Here is an 11,563-nt window from a genome sequence, read left to right on the forward strand (position 1 = left end):
AACAGAATACGCCACCTAATTTAATTTGTCATACACCACTTTCGACTATAACTCAGATTCTTTACAACCACGGGCTAAAGTGCGTTCATAGATTATTGAAAGCTGCTCCTTATCTTTTGGGTCAGTTATTTTGGAAAGTAAAACAGGTAGCACTTCTGTTGCATTATATACGGCGGCCATAGCTGCAGCTAAAACCGGATCCTCTGTTATGAAACCTTTATCATAAGCTAGACTTAAGGCAGGTTTATCGTTCATTAGTATCGCCCAATGTATACTTGCGGCCCCCAATATCCCAGCACAAGATAAAGCAACCTGATTGACGTCAAGATATTTTTTAAGCAATTCTCCTATATCAGGGAATGCTCTTGGCTTATTTACTTTGTCGGGATGGCGTATAACCTGAACTTGCATACTTAAAGGACCATACAACTCAAGCGGTACTGCAACGGGACTGAGCATCTCGCTTAAACCCAGGCGATCAGTTCCCACTCCAAGTAATCCTGTATATCTAAAAACATTGTAATGTAATTCCTGAATAAGTTCATTTTCGTTCTTGAATAGTTTAAAACCGGATGAATAATTTGGGTCGTAAATAATGTATTTTCCTCCTCGTTTACTTATAGATACTGCATGATTAAGACTTCTTACAATCATAGCTTCATCATTGCCCAACTTTAACCCTTCAAGTATTTCCGTCCAGTTGCTATCACTCGTCGTCATTGCGAAGTCATAAGAAGATCGTAGCCCCTTACCTTCAATGGATAGCATATTAATTGAGTGAAGCTGATTTAATTCTTTATTGTAATCAGAAGGAAGAAAGCTTAAAGAAACTTCTGCTGCAAAATGATTAATTTTATCATCAAATTCCGGGGTTGAAGTCATCGTTGCGATTTTGACTAAAATATCCCTGAACTCGTTTAACCTTCCTTCAAGCGCATATTTCGTATAAACAGTGGCCAAACCATTGCAAATTCCTGTTTTATTCATCCTTACAGGTAAATTATGCCAATCCAAATATCTATTTAAATTTTCAATAACTAGTGATTGATCAATTTCAGAACTCATAAAGACTCCTAAAAATAGTGACATTCATCTTGTAAAAACTAAATCAATATATTGACAATTAATTTAGGACAACCTAATTATAATTCATCTTTATTAACCTAATATTAACAAATCCAACTTAAGAAGATGCTCGCTTTGTACGGGACAAAAACTTAAAAGCTTTTCTCGTTTGGTTTTAAACGAATACAATTAGCATATATTGCAAGCGCTTTATGATTAATTTTGAACTGAGTAAGGAAATCCCTTAGATTATCTAGCCCAAACCGAAAGAAGCTATTTTGAGGTCTTTTTTGATTTCGAATTTTTTTTAATGGAATTTTAAAGAGGACTTCCATTCGCTGATTTTATGCGCCCAAACAAACCCCACTGTCAGTAAAGCGATAAGCCGTTCTATTCGCTTTTGATTGATTATATGAGTTTCTTCAAAACGCCAATTCTTTCCCTAAAATCTCGTCTAACTCGCTGATAGACTTCATATAAACGCCTTTTCTAGACAAAAAGATTATATGAAGTCTATCAGCGAGTTATTCTTTTTTAAAAAAGCTATTTTGGTTTTTTTGTCCCGTACAAAGAGATGCTCGGCCATTAATTAAAGGAAAATAGCCTTTAATACCAGCTTTATGTAAATCATATTTTCGGTAAGAGGCTTAATATTTATATTTTGAATATAAAATGAATTTTGACTTATCATCGATAGTTAATTTAAAACGAAAAGGGAGAACCTCCATGTAATTAACAGTTACATGGAGCAAATGAGGAATATGCTTTATGTGCATCAGGCCAATTTATTCTGAGTATCAATTAAGCTTCCATGTACTGACGAATTTTCTTCATGGCATTTTTTTCAAGCTGTCTGACTCGTTCGGCAGAAACACCGTATTTTTCAGCTAAATCATGCAGAGTTAATTTTTCTTCCGCTAACCAGCGTTGCTGCAGAATATCCTGACTGCGTTCATCCAGCTGCTCCATGGCAAACATCAGTTTGTCACGGCTCTGATCGCCAGTATCTTCTTTTTCCAGCATTAAAGCAGGATCATCATTCACATTAAACAAGTAACGTTCTGGAGCTCTATAAGCATCATCGTTATCATCAGCATCGGGAGCATCATAAGATGAGTCCATAACATTTAAGCGCTCTTCCATAACCCGCACAGCTGCGCGACTCACTCCCAAATCGTCAGCAACCGCATTGACCTCTTCATCACTAAACCACCCCAAACGATTTTTCATTTGGCGAAGATTAAAAAACAATTTGCGTTGTGCTTTCGTAGTAGCAACTTTGACAATACGCCAATTGCGTAAAACAAATTCGTGGATTTCTGATTTAATCCAATGAACAGCAAAAGAAACAAGTCGTACACCCATTTTAGGATCAAAACGTCTTACCGCTTTCATCAGGCCGACATTACCTTCCTGAATTAAATCATTCAAGGGCAAGCCATAGCCGAGATAACCTCGGGCAACACGAACCACGTAGCGTAAATGCGCAAGAACCAAACGTCTGGCTGCTTCAATATCACCTTCAGCATGAAAACGTTCAGCGCAAGAAATTTCTTCTTCCAAAGTAAGCATCGGAATTTGATTTACCCGATGAATATAAGAATCAAGACTACCAACAGGTAGATTCATTGCGGCAAGTTGTAACTGTTGACTCATACTACTTCCTCCAGTCATCCACACTCATGTCAACAAACCCTGGTTATATTATAACATTAATTATAGGGTTCTATAGCAGCTAACTGTCTTTTTACCGACAATCGAGCTCCTAGCCACCCGAGTATAATCGCAAATATTATAAGTAGCAAGATTTGCCGTAATGACAATCCAGTCAGCGGATAGTGCATTTGATAAACAACTGCCAATTGATTTACGACAAGTCCTAAACTCAGGATAAAAATATTTACTAAAAAAACGGCGAACACAGCCCCCACTAACCCGTACCAGATCCCTGAGTATAGAAAAGGCCTCAATATAAAGGCATCCGTAGCACCAATTAATTTTAAAACCTGGATTTCTTCCTGGCGGTTACGGATAGCCAAACGCAAGGTATTGCCTATAATTAAAACCACCGCCAAAGCCAATAAGGCCATAAGCGCCTTGGCTAGATTCGCGGCAAAACCTAAAATAGCATGCAAGCGACTAATCCATTCCATATCAAGCTTCACTTGTTCCACTGCTGGCAAGGTCTTCAACTGCCGTGATAATAAGTCCATTTTTGCAGGTGAATCAATGGCAAGAGCCGGTACTATATTGATTACGGAGGGCAAAGGGTTTTCGGGAAGATAATGCATTATATCGTGCATGCCTTCTTGTTGGGTCAGCTCGGTTAAACCATCTGCAGATGATTTTAAGGTCGCTTGACCAACGCCTTCCATTTGTCGAATTTTTTCCAGTAATTTTATTTGCTCTGCCTGGGGCAACGAGGGTTTCAAATACAGAGAAATATGGCCCCCACGCTGCCATCCTGACGTTAAGTGGCTAAGATTATCCGTAAAGACCCAGAAAAGTGCCGGTAAGGCCAAGGCAATAGCAATCACGATGACCGTCATCATCGTCCCTAACGGCTTACGGCATAATAAATTCAAGCTTTGAGTTGCGGCCTGTACATGATAGACAAATAGTGATCGCGTTCGTTTTAACACAACCGTCCTCCCTTAAGCATCATAATTCGATGCTTCATTCGTGCAATCAACGCCAGATCATGGGTGGCAATCAGTATGCTTACCCCCACTTGATTGAACTGTTCAAAAATAGACATGATTTCAGCAGATAACTTAGGATCCAGATTTCCTGTAGGCTCATCTGCCAACAACAACGCCGGCTTATGAACGACAGAACGAGCAAGCCCAACCCGTTGTTGCTCACCTCCAGAAAGATGCAAGGGCTGCATTTTTTCTTTACTGAGCAAACCCACCATATCCAAAGCGGCATGTACTCTTTTAGCAATCATAGGATAGGACATCCCCTGAATCTGTAAAGGCAGAGCAACATTATCAAATACCGTTCGGTCATTAAGCAAATGCGGCGATTGGAATGTAATACCCAAATGACTGCGATGAGCAGCAACGTCTCGTTTTCTGAGTTGATTCAACTTCAGGCCGTTCACCATTAATTGGCCTGAGGTCGGCCATTCTAATAAGGCAATCAATTTAAGCAAAGTGCTTTTCCCTGCTCCAGAATGGCCGGTAAGAAAAGCCATCTCGCCTTTCGCCATAGAAAAACTCACCTGGCTTAATGCTTCATAGCCTCCAGGGTACCGCTTACTCACTTGGTCAAATGTGATCATCATTGAATATTGCACCGACAAATTGCGCTGCATCAAAGGGCCGTAAATCTTCTATGCCCTCACCAACACCCAGATAACGAAATGGTATCCCCAAATCATTAGCTATGGCAAATAATATTCCACCCTTGGCGGTTCCATCAAGTTTGGTCATCGTAATCCCCGTCAACTGAACTGCCTCATGAAATTGACGTGCCTGATTGAGTGCATTTTGCCCTATACTGGCATCAAGTACCAGCATCGTTTCATGAGGCGCTTTGGGATCTATTTTCTGCAATACCCGCTTCACCTTCTTCAACTCTTCCATCAAATTGCTTTGAGTGTGTAAGCGTCCAGCCGTATCTGCTATTAATACGTCTATTTTCCGCGCTTTGGCCGCCTGCAAAGCATCAAAAATCACCGAAGCACTGTCTGCTCCTGTATGTTGCGCGATAACGGGAATATCATTTCGCTCCCCCCAAACGTGTAATTGTTCCACAGCAGCAGCTCGGAAGGTATCACCAGCAGCCAGCATCACTTTTTTGCCCTGCTGCTGAAATTGCTTGGCTAATTTGCCAATAGTTGTTGTTTTTCCAGCCCCATTAACGCCAACCATTAAGATAACGAAAGGAGAATGATCTTCGGTTTCAGGAACGAAAGGTTGCTTTTCCTGACCAACAATCTGTTGCAAATGGTGTTTCAGTGCTTGATAAACGGTATCACCATCGGATAATTTTTTTCGTTCCAAGCCGTCGGTTAACTGCTTCAATACCGCTTGAGTAGTATCTATGCCCAAATCAGCACTGATGAGCAATGTTTCAAGCTCTTCTATTAATTCAGGGCTGATTTCTTTTTTACCCAGCAACAACCGGCCAATACCATCGCCTAATTGATGCCTGGTTTTACTCAATCCACGTTTGAAGCGAGCAAAAAGCCCCTCTTTGGCCGGTTCAGGCTCTTGAACAGCCGGCTCAATATTTGACTCAAGGATTTTCTCCTCATCGTCATTTACTGGTATATTTTGCTGTTCCGGCTCTTCTGAAGCCCCTGACTTTTGATTTCGTTTAAACCATTTAATCATTTTAGTGTACAATTCCCGAGAAATATGAAATTCTATCAGCTTTTTCGCTTTGAGGTTAATTTATGCGCAAATTACTCATCACCCTATTTATGTTACTATCTTGCCAGACCTTTAGCCAAGTTCAAGAGTATATATTGAATAATGGATTAAAAGTATTAGTAAAAGAAGATCATCGCGCTCCGATTGCAGTTTCCATGATTTGGTATAACATAGGTTCAGCTGATGAACCCGGTGAATTAACCGGAGTATCTCACGCCCTTGAACACATGATGTTTAAAGGAACGAAAAAATACCCCTTAGGCGTATTTTCCAAAACCATCGCCGCTCAAGGCGGCCAGGAAAACGCATTCACAAATAATGACTACACCGCTTACTTTGAAAAAATAGACGCATCCAAACTGGCAACCAGCTTCGAACTGGAAGCAGATAGAATGAATAATTTGCTGCTCGATGCCGACGAATTTGCTAAAGAAATCAAAGTGATTCAAGAAGAACGCCGTCTTCGTACCGATGATAATCCCCAGGCATTAGCCTTTGAACGATTCCTGGCTACCGCTCATCTGACAGCACCTTACAATCATCCGGTTATTGGCTGGATGAGCATTCTGCAACAAATGAAAGTGGATGATCTAAAGCAATGGTATCAAAACTATTATGCGCCTAATAATGCAACACTTGTCGTAGTAGGAGACGTCAACCCTGAAAAAGTGCATGCTCTTGCGGAACAATATTTTGGCAAAATAGCCTCAAAAAACATTATTCAACGTACACCTCAGGTAGAACCGCCAGCCCTGGGGAAAAAAACAATTATTATTGAAGCACCAGCAAAATTACCTTTATTCATGATGGGCTACACTGTTCCTGGTGTTACAACGGCAAAAAATGCCTGGGAACCTTATGCATTAGAGCTGATTGCCGGTATACTTGATTCTGGTGAAGGCGCACGTTTTGCGAAAAACCTGATCAGAGGAAGTCATGTTGCAACTGGTGTCGATGTTTATTACAACCTTTATGCACGTTATCAGACCCAATTTATTGTATACGGCGCTCCCAGCCAAGATCATCAGATAAGCGATCTGAAAAAAGGCTTAATGGCAGAATTGAATGCTCTAAAAAAGACTCCGGTCAGTGAGCAAGAACTGCAACGAATTAAAAATCAGATCATCGCTCAAAAAACATTTGAAAAAGATTCGATTTTTGGTCAGGCCATGGAGCTGGGCCTGCTTGAAACCGTAGGTATTGGCTGGAAGAATACAAATAATTATACACAGGCAATTAACAGCATCACGCCTGAACAAATTCAGCAGACTGCGCAACGCTATTTTCAGGAACCTAATATGACAGAGGCCGAATTAAAGCCTACTAATCCAGATGAGGCGAAATTATGAGATATTTCAACACAAGCCTTGTGGCATTGATGATGCTTTTATCGCAGAATGTTTTTTCAAATTCATTTAAGACAGAAAAATGGCGTACTGAAAATGGAGTACAGGTCGTGTTTTATAAAGCGATGGAAGTACCCATGCTGGACATCAGCATCGCTTTCGCAGCAGGCTCAGCTTATGACGGCTCTCACTATGGCTTAAGTGCCCTGACAGCTCACTTGATGGATCAAGGCAATTCAGGAAAGAACGCAACAACCATTGCTGAGGCTTTAGCAAATACAGGAGCTCAATTTAATACTGAAACCAGCAGGGACATGACGGTTTTCAGCTTAAGAACATTGACTCAAAAAGATGCCTTGAAACAATCAACTAAAGTATTTACGCAAATAATAAATCACCCTGATTTTCCTGTTGAATCGTTTAAAAGTGAAAAACAACAGCAACTGATGGCCATTGCACAAGTAGATGAGTCGCCGGATGATGTAGCAAGCGTCAATTTCTTCCAAACCTTGTATCAAAAACATCCTTATGCTCATCCGGTAAATGGAACTGAGTCCACATTAAGTCACATAACCAGAACTCAGGTTATTGATTTCTATAAACAATATTATGTGGCCAATAACGCAATTTTAGTTTTGGTAGGCGCTCTGGACAGCAATCAGGCGCATCAATTAGCAGAACAAATTACTCATGAGTTGCCTCAGGGAAAATCAGCTAGCAGCATTCCCAAAGCAGTACACTTAAATACTGCAGAACAAATCAATATCCCCTTCCCCTCATCGCAGACCGTAGTTCGATTGGGACAGATAGGAATTGACCACCATAACCCTAATTATTTCCCCTTGGTCGTTGGGAATTATATTTTGGGCGGCGGCGCTCTGGTATCACGATTAGCCGTTGAAGTGCGTGAAAAACGAGGTTTAACTTATGGAGTAGACAGCCAATTTGTACCCATGCCAGGAGAAGGCCCTTTTATCATCAGCTTATCCACTAAAAACGATCAGGCCGCTAATGCTCTTGATATAACCCATAATACTTTAAATCGCTTTATCGCCAATGGCCCCAGCGAAGAAGAACTTGACTCGGCAAAAAAATATTTAACCGGAAGCTTTCCGCTGTCATTAGGCAGTAATCGTACTATTGCCGGCCTGTTACTTCGTATGGCATTTTATCAACTACCTGAAAATTATTTAGACACCTATGTTGACCGGGTTAATGCCGTAACTCATGATGAGATAAAGCAAGCATTTAAAGAGCAGGTTAATCCCGATAAATTATTACTCGTTACAGTAGGACAATCTTGAAACAAATCATTCGCATTATAGGTGGCCAATACCGAGGAAAAAAAATTCAATTCCCCGAAGTAGAAGGCCTAAGACCGACCCCTGACCGCGTCAGGGAAACGCTGTTTAACTGGCTAATGAAAGAGATTAAAGACGCCTGCTGCCTGGATGCTTTTGCAGGCAGTGGTGCTGTTGGTCTGGAAGCGTTTTCACGAGGAGCATCCAAGGTGGTGTTTCTTGAGCAATCGCCTCTGGCTCATGCTAATCTGCATCAGATTATCACCCAGTTTAATAACCCGATACTAAAACTAATAAAAACAGATACCTTAGCTTACTTGCACAAATGCACAGAACAGTTCGATATTATATTTTTAGATCCTCCGTTTGCCAAAGACTTTATTCCTCAATGTTTGGATATCATTGTTCAAAAACAACTCCTCGTAAAAGGAGGGCTTGTTTACATTGAATCACCAACGATTATTGAGCTTGATGAGCAGCTCTGGGAACCAATAAAAATGAAAAAAGCAGGGCAAGTCATATTTGGTTTATTTCAGAGACTCTGAACAACTATATCTTGACAAGGAGCCGTGCTCCTGTTTCAATCAAACTAATATTCCTAGACATAAAAGAACATTGAATGAACAATAAGATGGTCATAGTGTTTATTGTTTCAGCCATGCTTGTTGGCTGTGCTGGTACATTAAGAAAACCACCGGTAAATAACCCCAGTGATGATGCTACAATTAAGCTGGCGGAGGCTGCTGTTTCGGTAAGCGATTCTATGCTGGAAATGGCTCGAATTGAAAAAGTTATCATACCACCGAGTAAAGACAATACTCTGACCATACCTAATGCTTACAATATGCAAGCCAGAGCGAGCGTGGATTGGTCAGGACCGATAGAAGAACTTACTGCTCGTATAGCCAAAGCAGCCCATTTTAAATTACGAGTTCTTGGGCAAGCTCCTGCTATACCCGTTTTAATTAGCCTCAGTACCAAAGATGTAAGTCTTGCTGAACTCCTTCGTGATATTGACTACCAGGCCGGTAGAAAAGCGAATATCCACGTATACCCTAACAGTCAGGTTGTTGAGTTGCGCTATGCCAAAATTTATTCCTAGTTTAGTCATTGTTCTATCGGCGTTGTTGATAGCATGCACATCTCGAGGTCCATTGCCTGATACAGGTTCATTAGCCGGTATTCAAGCAATGGGCAATGCTAAATTCACTCGCGCGCAAACCAAGAAAAAGATGGGACGAATCCGTGAAATGGCCCTAAAGGAAATAGCCCTCAGTTTAGGTGCTCAGGCAGGATTGGCGTGGCGTGCGAAAATTATTGATGAAGACTTAATAAAGCAAGCCAGAAATCTGGATACCATTTACGATTTTAATTCACTGATCCTCGAGCATAATATATTACCACCAGTATTACTCGAAGGCAGAAACACCTTGAATCTGGCTGACGCGCAAAGCATCAGGGTATCTGACCGCACTTATAAAGTATCCAAACAAGCTCATTTTGTTACTACACCTCCTACCTGGCGCCAATATCTGTGGATGGATTACGTCAAACCGGAAGCCCCCAACTCGACTCTGCTCCCGAAAACCAGAGCGGAAAGAGATATATGGTGTATCTACACTGAGAAAGGGTGGAAACAAGGTATACAACAAGGTAATACCATTCTGGAAGAAAGCATCGCTCGCATCAAGGAAGATTTTGGCGGCATGATTCTCTATAGAAAACTATTAGCAATGAATATGGTATCTCCTCCTTATGTCTCTCATACTGATTTAGGTGTAACCGGAGATGGATCTGAAATACATATCGATGACAGAGTATTAAGAATTACTGCATTGCCTGCCCTCAATATTAACAGTAGTGAGTGGAGGGCTGCTGTTGCCAAAGATGAAAATGCTCTGGCACAGTTTAAAAACATGGAAAAAATTGCCAATCAGTCTAAAATTATCATAACAAACAAGTCCTGGCAGCCAGTCATAGCTCCAGTTAATTAGTGATAAATTATGAGCAATATTAATTTAATGCCTGATGAGCCGACCCGATTTACTCCAGTATTTATGGATAGGATGCTGGAGCATGCCGAAAGTTTAAATGCCTCGGATATTACCATCCAGACAGGCGAACCAATTTACGCAGAAGTCTATGGGAAATTACTGAGAATCACCAACCGCTCTTTATCAAATACTGAATTAGGTGATTTAATTAACGCGATTTATGGACCTAACGCAACAACCCAGCTGCTTTCAGGTAAAGACATCGATACTCACTATGAATTTCGCCCTAATCGTGGCGTACGTTATCGATACCGGGTCAATGGTACCGCATGCCTTGTAGAAGGACATGATGCAATCCAGCTGACCTTAAGAACCATTCCCACTACCCCCCCCAAACTGAGTAGCATGCAGCTCCCCGATAATATTCTGGAAGCCATCGCACCACAAGAAGGAATAGTGTTCATTACCGGCGCAACCGGCTCGGGTAAATCAACATTACTAGCATCGATTATTAGAGAACTCATTGAAACAGCTGATTCAAACCGGAAAGTACTCACTTACGAATCGCCAATAGAATTCGTTTATGATGAAATTGAAACCGTTTCTTCAGTAGTCAGTCAATCTGAAATCCCACGCCATCTACCCAATTTTGCTGACGGGGTACGAAATGCGTTAAGAAGAAAGCCCCGACTGATCATGGTAGGAGAATGTCGAGATGCTGAAACAATAAGTGCAGCTCTTGAAGCAGCGCTAACGGGGCACCCCGTCTATACCACACTACATACCTCAGGTGTTGCAGAAACCATGCGCCGTCTGGTTACCTCCTTTGCCGGTGAAGAACGCCTGGGAAGAACCATTGATATTCTGGAAACGATTAGACTTTGTATCTGGCAAAAGCTGGTACCCACTGTAGATGAAAAACGCGTTGCCCTGAGAGAATATCTGGTTTTCGATGAAGAAGTCAGAGATATTCTGCTGGAAGGCGACCCAAATGATGTAACCTCAGCTACACGTAAACTGGTACGTCAAAAGGGGCAATTAATGACATGGGATGCTCGTGCCAAATTTGAACAGGGTATCATCAGTGAACGGGTTTACAAACTGATTATTGCTGGTGCAAAAGACTATCAACAATAAGCCCTACCCCTCATCCAGATAGGAAATCTGTCGCTATTATTGCCTCAAGGATTAGATAAACCATGCTGTTCACTATAAAGAGCAAACCATCAATAAGAGCAATCGCTTTATTTTTAAGCATAATACCAACGATAATTCATGCGCAACAAAATACAGCCCCCCCTAATTCATCCCGAATCGCTATAAAAATATTGGGGATTAATGATTTCCATGGGCAAATCAGCAGTGGACGCTTTGTCAAAGATGAACCTGTTGGTGGAGCTGCGGTGCTTGCAGCATATCTCAAGCATGCTCAATTAGGAATGGAAGATAAAACAATAATCACTATTATGGGGGAT

At 41.3% G+C, this 11,563-nt stretch carries 11 protein-coding genes and 1 pseudogene; 7 read left to right on the forward strand and 5 right to left on the reverse strand.

The window, feature by feature from the left end; genetic code table 11:
• Positions 1 to 45: 45 nt before the first annotated feature.
• From Q0495_RS01785 to ftsY, 5 genes are all read right to left on the reverse strand, one after another.
• Positions 46 to 1,065, reverse strand: coding sequence for a hypothetical protein (locus Q0495_RS01785; protein ID WP_298622429.1), 1,020 nt, complete (start codon positions 1,063 to 1,065; stop codon positions 46 to 48).
• An 801-nt stretch (positions 1,066 to 1,866) separates the two neighbouring features.
• Positions 1,867 to 2,721, reverse strand: a complete 855-nt coding sequence (gene rpoH / locus Q0495_RS01790; protein ID WP_298622431.1) for an RNA polymerase sigma factor RpoH — start codon at positions 2,719 to 2,721, stop codon at positions 1,867 to 1,869.
• 56 nt (positions 2,722 to 2,777) lie between these two features.
• Positions 2,778 to 3,707, reverse strand: coding sequence for a permease-like cell division protein FtsX (ftsX, locus tag Q0495_RS01795; RefSeq protein WP_298622433.1), 930 nt, complete (start codon positions 3,705 to 3,707; stop codon positions 2,778 to 2,780).
• On the reverse strand, positions 3,701 to 4,351 hold the full coding sequence (gene ftsE / locus Q0495_RS01800; RefSeq protein ID WP_298622445.1) for a cell division ATP-binding protein FtsE: 651 nt from the start codon (positions 4,349 to 4,351) through the stop codon (positions 3,701 to 3,703). Before ftsE ends, ftsX begins: the two co-directional genes overlap by 7 nt.
• Positions 4,338 to 5,408 carry a signal recognition particle-docking protein FtsY gene (gene ftsY, locus Q0495_RS01805; RefSeq protein ID WP_298622434.1) on the reverse strand — a complete coding sequence of 357 codons (1,071 nt, stop codon included), beginning with the start codon at positions 5,406 to 5,408 and terminating at the stop codon, positions 4,338 to 4,340. Before ftsY ends, ftsE begins: the two co-directional genes overlap by 14 nt.
• Before the next feature lie 62 nt (positions 5,409 to 5,470).
• On the opposite strand from ftsY, the gene Q0495_RS01810 reads away from it, so the two are divergent.
• From Q0495_RS01810 to Q0495_RS01840, 7 genes and pseudogenes are all read left to right on the forward strand, one after another.
• On the forward strand, positions 5,471 to 6,796 hold the full coding sequence (locus tag Q0495_RS01810; protein ID WP_298622436.1) for a pitrilysin family protein: 1,326 nt from the start codon (positions 5,471 to 5,473) through the stop codon (positions 6,794 to 6,796).
• Positions 6,793 to 8,097, forward strand: a complete 1,305-nt coding sequence (locus Q0495_RS01815) for a pitrilysin family protein (RefSeq protein ID WP_298622438.1) — start codon at positions 6,793 to 6,795, stop codon at positions 8,095 to 8,097. Before Q0495_RS01810 ends, Q0495_RS01815 begins: the two co-directional genes overlap by 4 nt.
• Positions 8,094 to 8,639, forward strand: a complete 546-nt coding sequence (gene rsmD, locus Q0495_RS01820; RefSeq protein WP_298622440.1) for a 16S rRNA (guanine(966)-N(2))-methyltransferase RsmD — start codon at positions 8,094 to 8,096, stop codon at positions 8,637 to 8,639. Before Q0495_RS01815 ends, rsmD begins: the two co-directional genes overlap by 4 nt.
• A 74-nt stretch (positions 8,640 to 8,713) precedes the next feature.
• Complete coding sequence (dotD, locus tag Q0495_RS01825; RefSeq protein WP_298622442.1) at positions 8,714 to 9,196, forward strand: type IVB secretion system lipoprotein DotD; 483 nt, start codon at positions 8,714 to 8,716, stop codon at positions 9,194 to 9,196.
• Complete coding sequence (locus Q0495_RS01830; RefSeq protein WP_298622444.1) at positions 9,177 to 10,088, forward strand: type IV secretion system DotC family protein; 912 nt, start codon at positions 9,177 to 9,179, stop codon at positions 10,086 to 10,088. The genes dotD and Q0495_RS01830 overlap by 20 nt, the downstream gene beginning before the upstream one ends.
• Positions 10,089 to 10,115: 27 nt before the next feature.
• Positions 10,116 to 11,225, forward strand: coding sequence for a Dot/Icm type IV secretion system ATPase DotB (dotB, locus tag Q0495_RS01835; protein ID WP_298622448.1), 1,110 nt, complete (start codon positions 10,116 to 10,118; stop codon positions 11,223 to 11,225).
• 62 nt (positions 11,226 to 11,287) lie between these two features.
• Positions 11,288 to 11,563, forward strand: a pseudogene (locus tag Q0495_RS01840) (bifunctional metallophosphatase/5'-nucleotidase); the annotation flags it as partial.

It is taken from the genome of uncultured Legionella sp. (assembly GCF_937871865.1).
In the GTDB taxonomy this organism is placed as follows: domain Bacteria; phylum Pseudomonadota; class Gammaproteobacteria; order Legionellales; family Legionellaceae; genus Legionella.